21 protein-coding genes are annotated in these 16,961 nt (G+C 72.3%); 8 read left to right on the top strand and 13 right to left on the bottom strand.

Translation table 11 applies throughout. The features are described from left to right. Positions 1-11 precede the first annotated feature (11 nt). Together murI and ACLJQF_RS42935 are read right to left on the bottom strand one after the other, a co-directional pair. A complete protein-coding gene (murI, locus tag ACLJQF_RS42940) occupies positions 12-818 on the bottom strand; it encodes a glutamate racemase (protein ID WP_410616063.1) in 807 nt (268 codons plus the stop codon). After that, positions 815-1,453: a rhomboid family intramembrane serine protease gene (locus ACLJQF_RS42935; RefSeq protein WP_410616062.1), complete on the bottom strand. Its 639-nt coding sequence runs from the start codon at positions 1,451-1,453 to the stop codon at positions 815-817. The genes murI and ACLJQF_RS42935 overlap by 4 nt, the downstream gene beginning before the upstream one ends. 92 nt (positions 1,454-1,545) lie before the next feature. On the opposite strand from ACLJQF_RS42935, the gene ACLJQF_RS42930 reads away from it, so the two are divergent. Further along, positions 1,546-2,397, top strand: coding sequence for an arylamine N-acetyltransferase family protein (locus tag ACLJQF_RS42930; protein ID WP_410616061.1), 852 nt, complete (start codon positions 1,546-1,548; stop codon positions 2,395-2,397). 2 nt (positions 2,398-2,399) lie between these two features. Here ACLJQF_RS42930 and ACLJQF_RS42925 read toward each other — a convergent pair whose 3' ends face one another. Then, positions 2,400-3,116, bottom strand: coding sequence for an aspartate/glutamate racemase family protein (locus ACLJQF_RS42925; RefSeq protein WP_410616060.1), 717 nt, complete (start codon positions 3,114-3,116; stop codon positions 2,400-2,402). 9 nt (positions 3,117-3,125) lie between these two features. On the opposite strand from ACLJQF_RS42925, the gene ACLJQF_RS42920 reads away from it, so the two are divergent. Beyond that, the gene (locus ACLJQF_RS42920; RefSeq protein ID WP_410616059.1) at positions 3,126-3,947 is read left to right on the top strand and encodes an MBL fold metallo-hydrolase; all 822 of its coding nucleotides are present in this window, start codon (positions 3,126-3,128) and stop codon (positions 3,945-3,947) included. Position 3,948: 1 nt separating this feature from the next. Here ACLJQF_RS42920 and ACLJQF_RS42915 read toward each other — a convergent pair whose 3' ends face one another. From ACLJQF_RS42915 to clpS, 6 genes are all read right to left on the bottom strand, one after another. Next, positions 3,949-4,899, bottom strand: a complete 951-nt coding sequence (locus ACLJQF_RS42915; protein WP_410616058.1) for a PLP-dependent cysteine synthase family protein — start codon at positions 4,897-4,899, stop codon at positions 3,949-3,951. A 3-nt stretch (positions 4,900-4,902) separates the two neighbouring features. Then, on the bottom strand, positions 4,903-5,175 hold the full coding sequence (locus ACLJQF_RS42910; protein ID WP_086679767.1) for a MoaD/ThiS family protein: 273 nt from the start codon (positions 5,173-5,175) through the stop codon (positions 4,903-4,905). Between the two features lie 66 nt (positions 5,176-5,241). After that, positions 5,242-5,649 (bottom strand): Mov34/MPN/PAD-1 family protein, encoded by a 408-nt coding sequence (locus tag ACLJQF_RS42905; RefSeq protein WP_043776741.1) that lies wholly within the window; start codon positions 5,647-5,649, stop codon positions 5,242-5,244. 62 nt (positions 5,650-5,711) lie between these two features. Continuing rightward, positions 5,712-6,692, bottom strand: a complete 981-nt coding sequence (locus tag ACLJQF_RS42900) for a P1 family peptidase (RefSeq protein WP_410616057.1) — start codon at positions 6,690-6,692, stop codon at positions 5,712-5,714. Beyond that, positions 6,689-7,246, bottom strand: a complete 558-nt coding sequence (locus ACLJQF_RS42895) for a DUF2017 domain-containing protein (RefSeq protein ID WP_410616056.1) — start codon at positions 7,244-7,246, stop codon at positions 6,689-6,691. Before ACLJQF_RS42895 ends, ACLJQF_RS42900 begins: the two co-directional genes overlap by 4 nt. Continuing rightward, the gene (gene clpS, locus ACLJQF_RS42890; RefSeq protein ID WP_013229464.1) at positions 7,243-7,542 is read right to left on the bottom strand and encodes an ATP-dependent Clp protease adapter ClpS; all 300 of its coding nucleotides are present in this window, start codon (positions 7,540-7,542) and stop codon (positions 7,243-7,245) included. Before clpS ends, ACLJQF_RS42895 begins: the two co-directional genes overlap by 4 nt. A gap of 74 nt (positions 7,543-7,616) precedes the next feature. On the opposite strand from clpS, the gene ACLJQF_RS42885 reads away from it, so the two are divergent. The 3 genes from ACLJQF_RS42885 to ACLJQF_RS42875 are packed head-to-tail and all read left to right on the top strand — an operon-like array spanning position 7,617 to position 10,169. Further along, positions 7,617-8,918 (top strand): nicotinate phosphoribosyltransferase, encoded by a 1,302-nt coding sequence (locus ACLJQF_RS42885; protein WP_410616055.1) that lies wholly within the window; start codon positions 7,617-7,619, stop codon positions 8,916-8,918. A gap of 31 nt (positions 8,919-8,949) precedes the next feature. After that, entirely contained in the window at positions 8,950-9,528 is a 579-nt protein-coding gene (locus ACLJQF_RS42880) for an isochorismatase family protein (protein WP_410616054.1), read from the top strand. Beyond that, positions 9,525-10,169: a bifunctional 4-hydroxy-2-oxoglutarate aldolase/2-dehydro-3-deoxy-phosphogluconate aldolase gene (locus tag ACLJQF_RS42875; RefSeq protein ID WP_410616053.1), complete on the top strand. Its 645-nt coding sequence runs from the start codon at positions 9,525-9,527 to the stop codon at positions 10,167-10,169. The genes ACLJQF_RS42880 and ACLJQF_RS42875 overlap by 4 nt, the downstream gene beginning before the upstream one ends. A 96-nt stretch (positions 10,170-10,265) precedes the next feature. Here ACLJQF_RS42875 and ACLJQF_RS42870 read toward each other — a convergent pair whose 3' ends face one another. After that, positions 10,266-10,883, bottom strand: coding sequence for a choice-of-anchor P family protein (locus ACLJQF_RS42870; protein WP_410616099.1), 618 nt, complete (start codon positions 10,881-10,883; stop codon positions 10,266-10,268). A gap of 210 nt (positions 10,884-11,093) precedes the next feature. Between ACLJQF_RS42870 and ACLJQF_RS42865 the strand changes: the two genes are divergently transcribed. From ACLJQF_RS42865 to ACLJQF_RS42855, 3 genes are all read left to right on the top strand, one after another. Next, positions 11,094-11,681, top strand: coding sequence for a biotin transporter BioY (locus ACLJQF_RS42865; protein ID WP_410616052.1), 588 nt, complete (start codon positions 11,094-11,096; stop codon positions 11,679-11,681). A 105-nt stretch (positions 11,682-11,786) separates the two neighbouring features. Further along, positions 11,787-13,835, top strand: a complete 2,049-nt coding sequence (locus ACLJQF_RS42860) for an ATP-dependent DNA helicase (protein WP_410616051.1) — start codon at positions 11,787-11,789, stop codon at positions 13,833-13,835. Positions 13,836-13,893: 58 nt separating this feature from the next. Then, entirely contained in the window at positions 13,894-14,235 is a 342-nt protein-coding gene (locus ACLJQF_RS42855) for a hypothetical protein (protein ID WP_410616050.1), read from the top strand. A 236-nt stretch (positions 14,236-14,471) separates the two neighbouring features. On the opposite strand, the gene ACLJQF_RS42850 is transcribed toward ACLJQF_RS42855, so the two are convergent. Genes ACLJQF_RS42850 through serB form a run of 3 tightly spaced genes read right to left on the bottom strand, consistent with a single transcriptional unit; the run spans position 14,472 to position 16,895 of the window. Continuing rightward, positions 14,472-14,873, bottom strand: coding sequence for an OsmC family protein (locus ACLJQF_RS42850; RefSeq protein ID WP_410616049.1), 402 nt, complete (start codon positions 14,871-14,873; stop codon positions 14,472-14,474). Between the two features lie 16 nt (positions 14,874-14,889). Further along, positions 14,890-15,669, bottom strand: coding sequence for a peptidyl-tRNA hydrolase (locus ACLJQF_RS42845; RefSeq protein WP_410616048.1), 780 nt, complete (start codon positions 15,667-15,669; stop codon positions 14,890-14,892). Beyond that, positions 15,666-16,895, bottom strand: coding sequence for a phosphoserine phosphatase SerB (gene serB, locus ACLJQF_RS42840; RefSeq protein WP_410616047.1), 1,230 nt, complete (start codon positions 16,893-16,895; stop codon positions 15,666-15,668). Before serB ends, ACLJQF_RS42845 begins: the two co-directional genes overlap by 4 nt. Positions 16,896-16,961 lie beyond the last annotated feature (66 nt).

Genomic DNA, 16,961 nt, shown 5'->3' with positions numbered 1-16,961 from the left:
CACCGCCGCGATCACGCGGTGGTGGGAGCGAGGACACCCGGCGCGAACCCCATGAACCGCTGGGCGAGCCGGGTGAACGGTTCCGCCGAGCCGGTGGCGACGAACTCGTGCCGCGGTGGCGTGTCCCGCGTGGTCAGCAGGTCCCGCTCGGTGAGCACCCGGACGAGGTCCTTGGCGGTCTCCTCGGCGCTGCTCACCAGGGTGACTTCCTGGCCCATCACGATCTGCAGCACGCCCTGCAGCAGCGGGTAGTGCGTGCAGCCGAGCACGAGGGTGTCGACCTGGGCGTCGAGCAGCGGCTGGAGGTAGCCCTGCGCCAGCCCGAGCACCTGGCGCCCGGTCGTGATGCCGCGCTCGACGAAGTCGACGAACCGCGGGCAGGCGACGCTGGTGAGCGTGATGTCCGGCGCCGCGGCGAAGGCGTCTTCGTAGGCCCGCGACCGCACGGTGCCCTCGGTGCCGATCACGCCGACGCGGCGGGTGTGCGTCGCCACGACGGCGCGGCGCGCGGCCGGCAGGACGACCTCGATCACCGGGACGTCGTAGCGCTCCCGGGCGTCGCGCAGGCAGGCCGCGGACGCCGTGTTGCAGGCGATCACCAGTGCCTTCACGCCGCTCTCCACCAGCTCGTCGAGCGCCGCGAGGGCGTACCGGCGGGCGGTGGCGATCGGGAGCGGGCCGTACGGGTTGTGCGCCGTGTCGCCGACGTAGCGGAGCTGCTCGGCGGGCAGCTGCTCGAGGATCGCCCTCGCGACCGTCAGCCCGCCGACGCCGGAATCGAACACGCCGATCGGGGCATCAGCGGGCGGAGACGTCACACTTCGAGGTTACCCGGCGCCGCCGGGACCGCCTTGCGGGACCGCCGGGTGGTCAGCCAGGCCGCGAGGACGCCGGCCAGCGCGCCGAAGACGTGGCCCTGCCAGGACACGCCGGGGTTGCCCGGCAGCAGCCCGGCCAGCATGCCGCTCCACACGCCGAGCAGGACGACGGCGACCACGATCTGCCCGGCCGCGCGGTTGAACAGGCCGCGGACCAGCAGGTAGGCGAGCCAGCCGAAGGCCAGCCCGGACGCGCCGACGGTGACGCCGTCCGCCGGCCCGATCAGCCACACGCCGAGCCCGGAGACCACCCAGATGACGGCCGTGACCAGCGCGAACCGGCCGATGCCTGCGGCCATCGCGAGGAAGGAGAACAGCAGCACCGGGACGGTGTTCGCGAACAGGTGCGACCAGCCGGCGTGCAGGACCGGCGCGAACAGCACGCCGTCCAGCCCGGACAGCGACCGCGAGTGGATGCCGCCCTGGTCGAGGTCACCGGGGAGGATGACGTCGACCAGCTCGACCAGGTACAGCAGCAGGGTGAACGACAGCGCGACGATCGCGGCCGCCACCGGTTTCGGCGGCAGCACGCGCTTGGCGGCGTCGGTTTCCGGGGCGGGGTGCACAGTGCTCACGCTTTCGAGGCTACGACGGGCCGGCGCCCTCCACCTCGGGTGAAATCCCTGATCCGGCGGTTTTGTCGGGGGTCGCGGCTAGCGTGGCGGGCATGGGGAACTTCGACGTCACCGGATACCTGCAGCGGCTCGGCCTCGGCGCGGAGCCGCCGAGTGCGGCCGCCCTGCGGCGGCTGCACGCGGCACACCTGGAGCGGGTGCCGTACGAGGCACTGGAGATCCAGCTCGGGCGCACGACACCGCTCGAACCGCCGGCCTCGCTGGGGCGGATCCTGCAGGGTCGCGGCGGGTACTGCTACCACCTGAACGGGGCGTTCTCGGCGTTGCTGCGCGAGCTCGGCTACCAGGTCACGCGCCACCTCGGTGGGGTGCAGGGCAGCCCGGCGGACGCGCCGAACGTCGACCGCAACCACCTGGCTCTCACCGTCACCGGCCTGCCCGAGGACCCGGCGGCGAGCTGGCTGGTGGATACCGGGCTGGGTGACGGCATCCACGAACCGCTGCCCTTACGGGAAGGCACCTACGTCCAGGGCCCGCACACCTACCGGCTCCGGCCGTCGGAGGTGGCGCCGGGCGGCTGGCGCTTCGACCACGACCCTTCGGGCAGCTTCACGGGCTTCGACTTCGCGCCCGGCCCCGCGGAGATGGCCGACTTCGCCGGGAAGCACGCGTGGCTGTCGACGGCGCCGGAGTCCGGGTTCGTGCGGGTCTGCGTGCTCCAGCGGCGGGACGCGGCCGGCGTCGACACGCTGCGGGCGCTGACCTTGAACGTCCACGGCGTCAAGGAGCTGGTCGAGTCACCGGCGGACTGGTGGACGGCGGCGGAGGACGTGTTCGGCATCCCGCGGGCGCTGTTCACCGAGCAGGAGCGCGAGCGGCTGTGGCGGCAGGTCGTCGCGCAGCACGAAGCCCACACGGGTGGCGAGGCGGTGGTCAGCGTGTGACGTCAGGCCGGCGGGACCGGGAGCGGGGTCCGGCCGAGCGCGTAGTCCACCGCCGCCTCGGCGTGCAGGCGCGTCGTGGGGAACGTCGGCACCGGGCAGTCCTCCGGGCCGACGAGCAGTTCGATCTCGGTGCAGCCGTAGATGACACCCTCGGCGCCCGCCTCGGCCAGCCGCGCGATCACGCCGCGGTAGGCCTCGCGGGACTCGGGCTTCACGACGCCGAGCACCAGCTCGTCGTAGATGATCCGGTGCACGAGGTCGCGGTCTTCGGCGCTCGGCACGAGCACGTCGAGCCCGTGCGCGGCGAGGCGGTCGCGGTAGAAGGGCTGCCCCATGGTGAACCCGGTCCCGAGCAGCCCGGCGCGGCGGACACCGGCGGCCTTGATGGCCGCGGCGGTGGCGTCGCCGAGGTGCAGCAGCGGGATGCCGAGGCCGGCTTCCAGCTGGGAAGCGACCTTGTGCATGGTGTTGGTGCAGAGCACGACGAAGTCGGCACCGGCGGCTTCGAGGGCCTTGGCGGCCCGGTTCAGCTCGGCCCCGGCGTCGTCCCAGCGGCCCTCGGCCTGCATCTGCTCGATGGCGGCGAAGTCGACGGAGTAGAGCACGGTGTGCGCCGAGTGGAACCCGCCGAGGACCGCCTTCACCCGCTCGTTGACGAGCCGGTAGTACTCGATCGAGGATTCCCAGCTCATCCCGCCGAGCAGCCCGATGACTTTCATGGAGACAGCATGCCCGAATTGCGCACGGCGTTCGCCGGGGTGTCGAACGTCCTGGTCACCGACGGCACCTCGGCCGTCCTGGTCGACGGCTTCTTCTCGCGGCCGTCCCTGCTGAAGATGGCGACGCGGGTGGCACCGGACCGCGGCCGGATCGACGAGGCCCTGCGGCGCCTCGGTGTCGCGAAGCTGGACGCCGTCCTGGTGGCGCACTCCCACGTCGACCACGTACTCGACGCGCCGGTCGTCGCGCGGCTGACCGGCGCCACGCTGGCCGGCTCGCCGTCGACCCGGAAGGTGCAGGAGGGCTACGGCCTGGCCGCCGAACCCTTCGAGGAGCTGGTGCCCGGCACACCGGCGGAGTTCGGCGCCTTCACCGTGACGCCGATCGACGCCCGGCACAGCGCCGGTGACCGGGTGCCCGGCGAGATCACCGAGCCGGTCCGGCTGCCGGCCACGGCGAAAGCCTTCAAGACCGGCCGCTGCTACTCGTTCCACATCGCGCACCCGGCGGGCAGCGTGCTGGTGCACGCGTCGGCGAACTTCGTGCCCGGCGCGCTGGCCGGCCATCGGGCCGACGTCGTCTACCTCGGCGTCGGCCAGGCGGGGAAGCAGACCGGCGAGTGGCGGGAGCGGTACTGGCGGGAGACCGCCGGGGCGGTCGGCGCGCGGACCGTCCGGCCGGTGCACTGGGACGCGTTCTGGCGGCCCCTGAGCAAGCCGCTGAAGGTCCTGCCGAAGGCGTTCGACGACCTGGGCGCCACCATGGCCACCTTCGAGCGGCTGGCCGACGGCGTGGACCTCGCCCTGCCCGAGCTCTGGAAGCTCGAGTAGCTCAGGCCCAGAGCTGCCCGTCGAGCCGCTCGGCCGCCTCGTCGAGCGACCCCGCGAAGGCCCCGGTGGACAGGTACTTCCACCCCGCGTCAGCCACGACGAACGCGACGTCCGCGGGCTCGCCGCGGGCCGCGGCCTTCTCGGCCACCGCCAGCGCCGCGTGCAGGACCGCGCCCGTCGAGATGCCCGCGAAGATGCCTTCGTGCTCCAGCAGCTCCCGGGTGCGTCGCAAAGCGTCGTACGCCCCCACGGAGTACCGGCCGTTGAGCACCGAAGCGTCGTACAGCTCCGGCACGAACCCCTCGTCGAGGTTGCGCAGGCCGTACACCAGCTCGCCGTAGCGGGGCTCGGCCGCGATGATCTGGACGTCCGGCTTCGCCTCGTGCAGGTAGCGGCCGACGCCCACCAGCGTCCCGGTCGTGCCGAGGCCGCCGACGAAGTGCGTCAGCGTCGGCAGGTCCTTGAGCAGCTCGGGCCCGGTGCCACGGTAGTGCGCGTCGGCGTTGGCCGGGTTGCCGTACTGGTAGAGCATCACCCACTCGGGGTTCGCCTCGGCCAGCTCCTTCGCCCGCCGGACGGCCTCGTTCGAGCCGCCCGCGGCCGGGGAGAAGACGATCCGCGCGCCGTAGGCCTGCAGCAGCTGCTTGCGCTCGGTGGAGGTGTTCTCCGGCATCACGCAGACTAGCCCGTAGCCCTTGAGCTTGGCGGCCATGGCCAGCGAGATACCGGTGTTGCCCGACGTCGGCTCCAGGATCGTGGAGCCGCGCCGGAGCTTGCCTTCGCGCTCGGCGGCTTCGATCATGGCCAGCGCGGGCCGGTCCTTGATCGAGCCGGTCGGGTTGCGGTCCTCCAGCTTCGCCCACAGGCGCACGTCGTGGGTCGGGGAGAGCCGGGGCAGCCCGACCAGCGGAGTGCCGCCGAGCGCGTCGAGCAGGGACTCGAAGCGAGCCATCGATCAGCCACCGGCCACGGCGGGGAGGATGGTCAGGGTGTCGCCGTCCTTGACCTCGGCCTCGAGCCCGCCGGCGAAGCGCACGTCCTCGTCGTTGACGTAGACGTTGATGAAGCGGTGCAGCTTCTCCTCCTTCACCAGGCGGCCCTTGATGCCCGCGTGGCGGGACTCGACGTCGTCGATGACCTCGAGGACGGTCGCGCCCTTGGCCTCGACGGACTTCTCGCCGCCGGTGTGGGTGCGCAGGATCGTCGGGATGGAGACGGTCACGGCCATGGGTTCTTACCTCCGGTGGGTTCTTAAACGCAGACGCCGGTGGCGCGGCGGTTTATTCCGATCGGGTCAGTCGACGATCTCGACCGGCTCCTCGGTGATCTCGGCGTCCACGATCCGGTACGACCGGAACTCGTGCACTTCGGGGTCGCGGGTGGAGACGAGCACGTAGTGCGCGTCCGGCTCGGCCGCGATGTTCGCGTCGGTCCGCGACGGGTAGGCCTCGGTCGCGGTGTGCGAGTGGTAGATCACCACCGGCACCTCGTCGTTCGCGGCCATCTCGCGGTAGAGCTTCAGCAGGTCGCCGGAGTCGAACTCGTAGAACGTCGGCGACCGGGCCGCGTTGAGCATGGGGATGAACCGCTCGGGGGAATCGGAACCTTCGGGCCCGGCGATCACCCCACAGGCCTCGTCGGGGTGGTCACGACGGGCATGGGCGACGATCTCGTCGACGAGTTCACGGCGGATCCGGAGCACACCGACATCTTAGGTGGTGGACAGAGCCGGTCCAGATGATGAGAAACACCTCACCAGGGCGGTCAGCCGTACGCTTCGGGCCAAACATCCCGGTACGCAGGTACGCCGCCGGCCGTGGTCGCCGCCAGCAGCCCGTGCACCATCGCCCGTGCGAACACCCGCGCCGCCGCCGAACACAGCGCGTCCAGCGCCATCGGCCGCACCACCGCACCGAACGGGCCGCTCGCGTCCGGCAGCTCCCGCGCGCCCGTGGCCAGCGCGAACACCGTGTCGCCGTCGAACATCGTGTGCGCCGGACGCACCGCCCGCGCCAGCCCGTCCTGCGCCGCGACCGCGATCCGCCGCGCTTCGGCCTTCGACAGTGCCGCGTCGACCGCGACGACCCCGATGGTCGTGTTGAGGTCGGTCCGCCGGGACGGCAGGTCAGCGGCCCGCGAAGGCCACGTCACGCCGAAGTCGCCGTGGTCGGCCGCGTACGCGCGGCCGGTCGAGAGGTCCACGGCCTCGCCCGCGGCGTTGACCGCCGCCAGCGCGCCGACGGTGAACTCGCCCACGACTTCGCTCGCTGACCCGATCCCGCCCTTCAAGGACCCCACGGCCGCCCCCGCGCCCGCACCGACCGTCCCCTGGGCGAAAGAACCCGAAGCCGCTTCGCACGCCGCGTAGCCGAAGGACGCGTCGGGCCGGTTGCCCCACTCGCTGCGCGGCAGGTCGAACAGCACGGCCGCGGGCACGATCGGCACCACCTCGTACGGCTGCGTGCCCACCGGGAAGCCCAGGTTGCGCTCCGAAAGCCACCGCAGCACGCCGTCGGCCGCGGCGAGGCCGTACGCCGACCCGCCCGACAAGCACACCGCGTTGACCCGCTGCACGAGGTTCTCCGGCTCCAGCAGGTTCGTCTCCCGCGTGCCGGGCGCGCCGCCGCGCTGGTCCACCGCGCCGACCGCGCCCTCGGGCACCAGCACCACCGTCGTCCCGGTGGCCCAGCCGTCGCCGACCCGCTCGTGGTGCCCGACCAGGACACCCGGCACGTCGGTGATCATCCCGTCAGCGCCTGGATCAGCGTCTCCTGCACCCAGGTCAGCCAGTGGTAGACACCCAGGTGGGGCGCCCGCGGGTCGTCCTCGGGCAGCTCGTCGGGCATGTCCTCGGTGACGTCGAGCGCGGTGCCGAGCGCCAGCCGGACGTCGTTGAGCGCGCCCAGCCACGCGTCGGCCTGCTCCTCGGTCAGCCGGACCTGGCCGCCGTCGCGGGGCAGCGTGTCGAGCACGATCTTGGCCACGCCGACCTTCACGTCCAGCAGCTCCGGCTCGTGCAGCGACCGCATCGCCGCGACCGAGTCGATGTCCTCCCGCGAGGGGTTGTCCGGGTCGAGCTTGTGGAAGTCCGGGAGCAGCCGCGACAGGACCGGGTCGTCCGGGGACTCGGTGGGCCCGGTCCGGATGCCGGTGAGCTCGGCGAGCTCGTCCTGCGGCGCCTCCTCGGCCCGCGCGGTGAGCATGTCCTCGAGCTGGCTGACCAGCCCGCGCAGCACGGCCGCTTCCTGCTGCTCGAAGCCCGCGTGGATCACCGCGCCCTTGCGCCGCCAACCGTTCACGAGGGCTGCTCCATGGTGGCCCAGAGGCCGGCCGCGTGGAGTTTCGCCACGTCCGTCTCCACCTTCTCCTTGCTGCCGGACGACACGATCGCCTTGCCCTTCTGGTGCACGTCCAGCATCAGTTTGGTGGCGTGGTCGCGGCTGTAGCCGAACAGCTTCTGGAAAACGTACGTCACGTACGACATCAGGTTCACCGGGTCGTTCCAGACCACGGTCCGCCAGGGGGTGTCCGACTCGGCGACTTCCGCACCGGCCGGTTCGACCTGCGTCTGTTCGGATGCGACAGGCGTGGACATGCACCCCATGGTGTCACGGGGGTGACGGGGTACGCCGCGCCAGGTCCGGCCATGTGGGTGAATAGGCTGACCCCATGGGTTCACCGGAGCCGGTCACGGCCAGCACTGCGCTGCTCACCGACCACTACGAGCTGACCATGCTGGGCAGCGCGCTCGCCGACGGGACGCACGCGCGGCCCTGCGTTTTCGAAGTTTTCGCCAGGAGACTGCCGGACGGGCGGCGCTACGGAGTCGTCGCGGGTACCGCGCGGGTGATCGACGCCATCGCGGACTTCCGCTTCACCGACGCCGAACTGGCACAGCTGGAGGCCACCGCGGTCGTCGACGACGCGACGCTCGCCTGGCTGGCGGACTACGAGTTCGCGGGTGACATCGACGGCTACGCCGAGGGCGAGCTGTACTTCCCGGGCTCGCCGATCCTCACCGTCACCGGCTCGTTCGCCGAATGCGTGCTGCTGGAGACGCTGGTGCTGTCGATCCTCAACCACGACAGCGCCATCGCGTCGGCGGCGGCCCGGATGTCGGGTGCCGCGCACGGCCGCCCGATCATCGAGATGGGCGGCCGCCGCACGCACGAGTACGCCGCGGTCGCGGCCGCGCGCGCCGCCTACCTGGCCGGCTTCGCGACGACGTCCAACCTGGAAGCCGGGCGCCGCTACGGCATTCCGACGCGCGGCACCGTCGCACACGCCTTCATGCTGCTGCACGACAGCGAAGAGGCGGCCTTCCGCGCCCAGGTGGACAAGATGGGCGCGGACACGACCCTGCTGGTCGACACCTACGACATCACCGCCGGCATCGAGACCGCGGTCCGCGTCGCCGGGCCCGAGCTCGGCGCGATCCGGATCGACTCCGGCGACGTCGGCCCGCTCGCCCGCCGCGCCCGTGAACAGCTGGACTCCCTCGGCGCCAAGGACACCCGGATCGTGGTGTCCGGTGACCTGGACGAGCACGCCATCGCGGCACTGCGCGCGGAGCCGGTGGACGCGTACGGCGTCGGCACCTCGGTCGTCACCGGGTCCGGCGCGCCGACCGCCGGGATGGTCTACAAGCTGGTCGAGGTGGACGGCAAGCCGGTCGCCAAGCGCAGCGCGCACAAGGAGTCCCGCGGCGGGCGCAAGTCCGCGCTGCGTCGCCACCGCGGCACCGGCACAGCGGTCGAGGAGGTCGTCTGGGCTTCCGGTTCGAGCGCGCCGGAGCCGGAGGCGAACGACCGGCCGCTGCAGATCCCGCTGATCCGTGCTGGCCGCCCGGCGCCTGACCTGCCTACGCTCGACGACGCCAGGCAGCGGCTGCGCCGCGGTCTGGTGAGCCTGCCGTGGGAGGGCCTCAAGCTCTCGCACGGCGAACCCGCTATCCCGACGCAGTTCTTGTAACCGACGCTGTCTCCGAGAGGGAGTTCGACCGATGGGTACCGCGCTGATCGTGGTGGACGTGCAGAACGACTTCTGCGAAGGGGGTTCGCTCGGCCTGCCGGGCGGGGCCGCCGCGGCCGCCGGCATCTCGAAGCAGGCCGCCGAGGGCGGGTACAGCCACGTCGTGGCCACCCGGGACAACCACGTCGACCCGGGTGACCACTTCAGCGAGACGCCGGACTTCAAGGACAGCTGGCCGGTGCACTGCGTCGCCGGCACGCCGGGCGCGTCGTTCCACCCGGCGCTCGACGTCGTCCCGATCGGCGAGGTGTTCTCCAAGGGCGAGTACAGCGCCGCGTACTCGGGCTTCGAAGGCGCGGCCCGCGACGGAAAGTCCCTGGAAGCCTGGCTGCGTGAGCACGACGTGACCGACGTCGACGTCGTCGGCATCGCGACGGACTTCTGCGTCCGCGCGACGGCCCTCGACGCGGCGAAGGCGGGCTTCGGCGTGCGGGTGCTGCTGGACCTGACCGTCGGCGGCTCGCAGCCGACCGTCGACGCGACGCTGAAGGACTTCGACGAGGCGGGCGTCGCGTACACCGGCACCGCTCCCGTGCCACCGGCCGCGTGAAGGACCTGCAGGCGGCGCTGGCGGAACACCGGCTCGTCGCGATCCTGCGCGCCGCCGATGCGTCGCGGTTCGCCGACGCGGCGATGGTGCTGCACGCGGCGGGCATCCGCCTGCTCGAAGCGACGCTGACCACGCCGGGCGCGCCCGCGGCCATCACCGCGCTGCGCCTGGCGCTGGGTGACGACGCGCTGATCGGCGCGGGCAGCGTCCGCGAACCGTCCGATGTGGACGTCGCGGTCGACGCCGGTGCCGCTTACCTGATCACGCCGACGGTCAACCCGGCGGTCCTCGAGCGCGCCGCGGCCCTGGACACCCCGGTGATCTGCGGCGCGCTGACGCCGACGGAGATCGACCAGGCCTGGCGGCTGGGCGCGGCCGCGGTGAAGGTGTTCCCGGTCGCGGCCGTCGGCGGCGTCGCCTACCTGCGCGCGGTGCGGGCGCCGCTGCCGGACGTCCCGCTGGTGCCGACCGGCGGCGTCCACCTGGCCGACGTCGAGGGTTACCTGCGCTCGGGCGCGATCGCGGTCGCCGCGGCGACGCCGTTGCTGGGCGACGCGCTGTCCTCCGGCGGCAGCCTGCCTGACCTGGCCACCCGCGCCGGCGAGTTCGTCGCCGCCGCCGCTCGCTTCACCACCGCCTGACCCGGCCCCCAAGCGCCCCAATGTGGCCTTCGGTGCGTCAGACGCACCCAAGGCGGCCTTCGGTGCGCTAGACGCAACCAAGGCCGCCTTGGGGCGCTAGTTCTTGCCGTAGGGGTCGCAGGCGGCTGTGCCGAGGTAGATGTCGCCGCTCGCCGGGCCGCCCTGCGGGAACAGCTTGATGTGCACCGCGTGCGTCACCAGGCTGCCGTCCGGCGGCTGGGGCGTCACCGTCTCGTTGAGGACGACCGTCGCCAGCGCGGTACCGGCGGCGCCGCCGGGGATGACGATCCGGTAGTTCGGCGGGATCTCCCCCGGCACGGCGATCCCTTCGACGGCGCCGACGGCCACCTCGCCGAGGCTGCCGGTGGCGGTCGTCGCGCACTTCACCGAGTAGGTGCGGACACTGAGTTCCGGGCCGCCGTAGCGCTTCAGCACGGTCGCCCGGAAGCGGCGCCCGGCCGCCTGGGCGATCGACACCTCGCCGGATCGCCCGCACCCGGTGTCGCCGGCCCCGAACGCGGCGATGTCGCCCGTGGCGCCGCCCTGCGTCCAGCCCTTGTACGGGCCGTCGACGGTGCACTTCGCCAGTTCACCGGTGACGACGTGCTCGTTGTCGATCAGCACGTCCACCGAGCCGGACGACGCCCATCCGGTGGACGTCACCGGGGCCGCCGCGCCGAGGAGCGGAACGGCCAGCGTCGTCACGGCCAGCAACCGATATGTCCTCTTCCTGGTGTTCCGCATGCTCCGGCCTCCTCGGTTCCGTGACAGATCGCAGCTATGCCCTTCGTCATCGGCCGGTCCGGCGCCCACCCTGATCGGGTCCACCCGGACGAGTGGCCGGTGAGGAACGCAACTCGGCGGGCCCACGGGACGGTAACGAGCGTTAACCTCGGGCGTCGCCTGTTCTTCTCGGGAGGTTTCGTGTCTTCGCTGTCCTTCGCCGGCAAGCGGCCCGTGCTGGCCGACCTCGTGCCCGGCTCGCTCGTCCGGGACATCGCGCTGGTCGCCGGCGGTGCCTTGCTCACCGGCGCCGCCGCGCAGCTGACGATCCCGGTGCCGGGCAGCCCGGTGCCGATGACCGGCCAGACGTTCGCCGCGCTGCTCGTCGGCGCGTCGCTCGGCATGTCGCGCGGTGCCGCGTCGATGCTCGTGTACCTGCTGGTCGGCGCCGTGGGCGTGCCGTGGTTCCAGCACGGCACCTCGGGCCTGTCCGGCGCGAGCGCCGGTTACATCGTCGGGTTCGTCTTCGCCGGAGCCCTGGTCGGCGCCCTCGCCGGCCGCGGCGGCGACCGGACGCCGGTGCGCACCGCGGGCACCATGGTGCTCGGCAACCTGGTGATCTACGCGTTCGGCGTGCCGTGGCTGATGGCGTCGACCGGGTTCGACCTGTCCACCGCGTTCGCCAAGGGCGTCACGCCGTTCCTGGTCGGGGACGCGATCAAGATCGTCGTGGCCGCAGGTCTGCTGCCGCTGACCTGGAAGCTGGTCTCCGGCCGCCGCGAAGACTGACCGCCCGCGGGGGACCTCCTGCGCAGGCGGTCCCCCGCGACGCGAGTGGCCCGTTCGCGACGGAGCACCGATCTCTGTCGGTGGTGGCGGCTAATGTGTGTCGCTGTGCCCGCCCGAACCGATTTCCCCGGCGTCCTCGAACTCCTCACCCACGCGGTGGAGTCCGTCGGTGGTGCCGAGCGCCCGGGGCAGGTCCAGATGGCCGACGCCGTCGGCCGCGCCATCCGCACCGGTGAGCACCTGGCCGTCCAGGCCGGCACCGGTACCGGCAAGTCACTGGCCTACCTCGTGCCCGCGATCCGCCACGCCGTCGAGAAAGAAGCCACGGTCGTCGTCTCCACGGCGACGATCGCGCTGCAGCGCCAGCTCGTCGACCGCGACCTGCCGCGCCTGGCGAAGGCGCTGAAGAAGCCGCTGGGTCGCGAACCGACCTTCGCGATCCTCAAGGGCCGCCGCAACTACATGTGCCTGCACCGGCTGGATTCCGGCGCGCCGGACGAGCCGGAGGACGCCCAGCTCTTCGACCCGTTCGCGGTGTCCCGGCTGGGCAAGGAGGTCACGCGGCTGCGGGAGTGGGCGTCGGACACCGAAACCGGCGACCGCGACGAGCTCGTCCCCGGCGTCACCGACCAGGCGTGGCGCCAGGTTTCGGTGACGGCGAAGGAATGTCTCGGCGCTTCGCGCTGTCCGATCGGCACAGACTGCTTCGCCGAGAAGGCCCGCGCCGAGGCCGGCCGCGCCGACGTCATCGTCACCAACCACGCGCTGCTGGCGATCGACGCGCTGCAGGGCTACCAGGTCCTGCCGGACCACGACGTGGTGATCATCGACGAGGCCCACGACCTCGTCGACCGGGTCACCTCGGTCGCCACCGGCGAGCTGACCAGCGCGATGTGCGCGGCGGCCGCGCGCCGCTGCGGCAAGCTCATCGACGCCGACGTCGCCGACGGCCTGCTGGAGGCGGGTGACGGGCTGGCGCTGATCGTCGACGACCTGCCCGCGGGCCGGATGGACGAGCTGCCGCGGCCGCTGCAGGGCATCATCCCGGCGGTCCGCGATGCCGCACACCGGTGCATCACGGCTTTGGGTTCCGACCGCAAGGAGGACGTCGAGGGAGCCACCGCGCGCAAGCTGGCGCGGTCGCTGCTCGACGAGGTGCACGACACCGCGGTGCGGCTGCTGGAGGCGTTCGACGACGACCAGGCGCACCAGCGCGACGTCGTCTGGCTCTCCGGCGACAAGTACGCGTCGAACCCGCGGCCGCCGGCGCTGAAGGTGGCGCCGCTGGGCGTCGCCGGCCTGCTGCGGGAGCGGGTGTTCAACCAGCACACGACGATCCTGACGTCGGCGACCCTGACGCTGGGCGGCACGTTCGACACGATGGCGCGGCAATGGGGTCTCCCGCCCGGCGCGCCCCGGGTGGAACAGGCGCCCGGAGCCGCGACGGAGAAGGAAGCGCCGTCGGACACCTCGGGCCCGAAGTGGACCGGCCTGGACGTCGGCTCCCCGTTCGACCACCGGCGCAACGGCATCCTGTACCTGGCCAAGCACCTGCCGCCGCCGGGCCGCGACGGCCTGACGCCGTCCACAATGGACGAACTGGCCGAGCTGATCGAGGCCGCGGGCGGCCGCACGCTCGGGCTGTTCTCCTCGATGCGGGCGGCCAAGCAGGCCACCGAGGAAATGCGGGGAAGGCTGGACTTCCCGATCCTGTGCCAGGGCGACGACGCGACGTCCCTGCTGGTCCAGAAGTTCTCCGAGGACGTCCGCACGTGCCTGTTCGGCACGCTGAGCCTGTGGCAGGGCGTGGACGTGCCCGGGCCGTCGCTGCAGCTCGTGGTGGTCGACCGGATCCCGTTCCCACGCCCGGACGACCCGGTGTCCTCGGCGCGGCAGCGCGCGGTGGAAGCCCGCGGCGGCAACGGGTTCCTCACGGTGGCGGCCACGCACGCGGCGCTGCTGCTGGCACAGGGCACCGGGCGGCTGCACCGGGCGGTCAGCGACCGCGGGGTGGTGGCGGTGCTGGATTCGCGGCTGGCGAACGCCCGCTACGGCGGTTTCCTGCGGGCGTCGCTGCCGCCGTTCTGGCCGACGATGGACCCGAAGGTGGTGCGGGAAGCGCTGCGCCGGCTGGACGCAGCCGCGCCCGCGTGACGCGGTCGACAGCCTCGCCCGGTACGGTGAAGCCACCGAAGCAACAAGGGAGCACCGGTTGACCCAGGATTCGTCCAGCGCCCAGTCCCGGACCGTCAGCGTCGACGACACCGGCGTGCGGCGGCGGCTCGCGGACGGCAGCGAAGAGGCTGTCACGTGGGCCGGCCTGTCGTCGGTGATGGTGCGGGTGATCCCCGACGGCCCGTGGAACGAAGACGTCTTCTTCATGCTGGTGGGCACCGACGGCAAGGGCACGGCGGTCCCGAGCGGCGACCCGGCGGCCGACGCGCTCATCGAGCGCCTGCAGTCCCTGCCCGGCTTCGACAACGAGAAGTTCATCGAGGCCATGACGACCGACGCCGACCAGGCCTACGTCGTCTGGGAATCCGGCCAGAACTGAAGTGCGCTGCCCGGTCTGCGGCGAAGAAAGCCTGAGCCCGCTCGCCGATCTCGACGCCGCGAACTGGCTTGTCCTGCGCTTCAAGCGTCCCGGGTTCCTGGAGTCGCGTCCGGCCTTCGTGGGGCGCCGCGCCCGCGCGTGCCGCTCGTGCGGCGTCGTGCTGCCGTTCCTCGCCCAGGACGACCGCGAAAAGCTCGCGAAGGAGTGGGACACCCTGATCCCGGTCGCCCCCGACGCTACGCCGGGAACTCCTCCGTCACCGGGATCCCCTTCTTGAGCGTGCGGCTCACCGTGCAGAGCCGATCGATCGCCCGGTCCACGGCGCCGGCCAGCGCGTCTCGCTGATCCGCCGTCAAAGTCGACACGTCGACATCGAACACGACGTGGACAGCGTCCAGCTCCGAAGCGCCTTCACGCCGATCGGCGTCGACGGTGACCCGGAACTTCGCGTCTTCGCCGATCCTCCGGGTGATCAGCTCTTCGGCGGTCACCGCGTTGCAGCCGGCCGCCGCGATCTGCAGCAGTTCGGCCGGGGAGAACGCCCCTTCGGCGCCCTTGCGGCCCAGCCGCACCTCCGCCCCGCGCTCGTTGCGCCCGACGAACGCGTGCTCGCCCGTGCGTTCCACTTCCAGTGCCATGCCCGCTCCAACCAGGTCAGGACGCCGCTTGTTCCGGCGCCCACTGGGCGAGAACCGTGATCGTGCCCGGGTCGACCTCGGTGAACCCGGCGTCCCGCACGGCGACGACGCGGTCACGCCGCCACGCTCCTTCCGGATCGTCACCGGGGTGCAGTTCCTTCCACTGCACGGGACTCGCCGTCCGGACGGCGACCCGGAAGCCCCGCGCGGCCCAGGCGGCCCGCTCCGCGTCGCCCAGCAACGCGGCGAGGATCATCGTCGCGTGGCCGACCTGGGCGGCGCCCTTGCCGACGGTCATCGGCACGTGCGGGTTGAGCAGCAGCAGCGGGACGCCCTCCGGGAGCGGGCCCGGCTCGTCCGGCGGCAGTTCGCTGCCGGAGATCTGCAGCCGCGCGACTTCCTTGGGCGTCTCGGTGACCAGCCCCGGCACGAGCGCCCGCGCTTCGGCACCGTCGACCTCGACCGTGATGCCCGGCAGGTCCTGGACGGCCGCCCAGTGCGCGCCCCGCGCCCGCCGCGCGACCTTCCGGATCCGGTTGTCGAGCCACGCGTGCATCGGCTCGGCCCATTCGCCGCCGGGCTGCGAACGCTCGTCGAGGCAGACCGCCAGCGCCGCCGCGGCCGCCGCCTCCAGCAGCGGGGTGCGGCCCGGTGGCTCGGCCCGTTCGATGCGGAGGATGACCGGCATCGCGCGGACTTCCTCGGGGATCTCGTCGGAGGTGTCCGAAGTGTCTTCGGCCGGAAGCCCCAGCCAAAAGGCGTAGCGGGCACCCAAGGGGTCGAGAACGCTGCTCACGGACGCATCAGCTCGAGCCCGTCGGCGGCGTCGGCCGCTTCGACCTCGCCGCGGGTGAGGCCGAGCACGAACAGCACGGCGTCGAGGTACGGGTGCGACAGCGCGGTGTCGGCCACCTCGCGCAGCGCGGGCTTCGCGTTGAACGCGACGCCCATGCCCGCGGCCGAAAGCATGTCGATGTCGTTGGCGCCGTCTCCGACGGCAACGCACTGCTCGAGCGGGATGTCGTACTCGGCGGCGAAGCGACGCAGCACCTTCGCCTTGCCCGCGCGGTCGACGACGTCGCCGACGACCTTCCCGGTGAGTTTGCCGTCCACGATCTCGAGCTCGTTCGCCACGGCGAAGTCGAGCCCGAGCTCTTCCGCCAAGCCCGCGATGACCTGCGTGAAGCCGCCCGAGACGACACCGGTGCGGAAGCCCATCCGCTTGAGCGTCCGGACCGTGGTGCGGGCGCCCGGAGTCAGCTCGAGCGACGCGGCGACCTGGTCGATCGCCGACGCCGGCAGGCCGGCCAGCAGCGCGACCCGCCGTTCCAGCGACTCGGTGAAGTTCAGCTCGCCACGCATGGCCGCTTCGGTGATCTCGCGGATCTCCGGCTCGACGCCGGCGTGCGCGCCCAGCATCTCGATGACCTCACCCTGGATCAGGGTCGAGTCCACGTCGAACACGACGAGCCGCTTCGCCCGGCGCATGATGCCCGCCCGCTCCACGGCGATGTCGACGCCCGCCTCGACGGCGGCGTCCGCGAGCTGGGAGCGCAGCGCCGCGTCGGCGTCGAGGCTGTCCTCGTGGACCGACACGTACAGCTCGAGCCCGGTCACCGGGTAGTCGGCGACGCTGCGGATCGCATCGATGTTGGCGCCCAGCGCGGCCAGCCGGCGCGCGACCTCCGAGAAGCCCCGTGCGGTGACCGGACGACCCAGAATGACCAGCACGTGGGAGGAGTCGCGGCGGCCGAGCGCGAACGGGTCGGCACCGATCGCGCTGCCGATCTTGACGTCGACCTCCATGCCGACGGAGGCCATCGCCTGCTCGACCGTCTCCTGCAGCCCCTCCGGGTCGCGGTAGACCCCGGCGAGCACCCCGAGCACGAGCTGCCCGCGGATGACCACCTGCTCGACGTCGAGCACGTCGACATCGTGCCTGGTCAGCACGGCGAACAGCACGGACGAGACACCCGGCTTGTCGGGGCCGGTCGTCGTGATCAGGACGGGGGTCTGGGTCACTGGTCATCCCTCGTTCGGCAACGCTGCACGACCAGTCTGCCGGTCCGGGGTCGGGCATAAGTAGAG

The organism is Amycolatopsis sp. lyj-109 (genome assembly GCF_046548995.1).
In the GTDB taxonomy this organism is placed as follows: Bacteria; Actinomycetota; Actinomycetes; order Mycobacteriales; family Pseudonocardiaceae; genus Amycolatopsis.
Note: the sequence above shows the minus strand (reverse complement) of the source record. Positions and strands in the feature narration are given on the sequence as shown.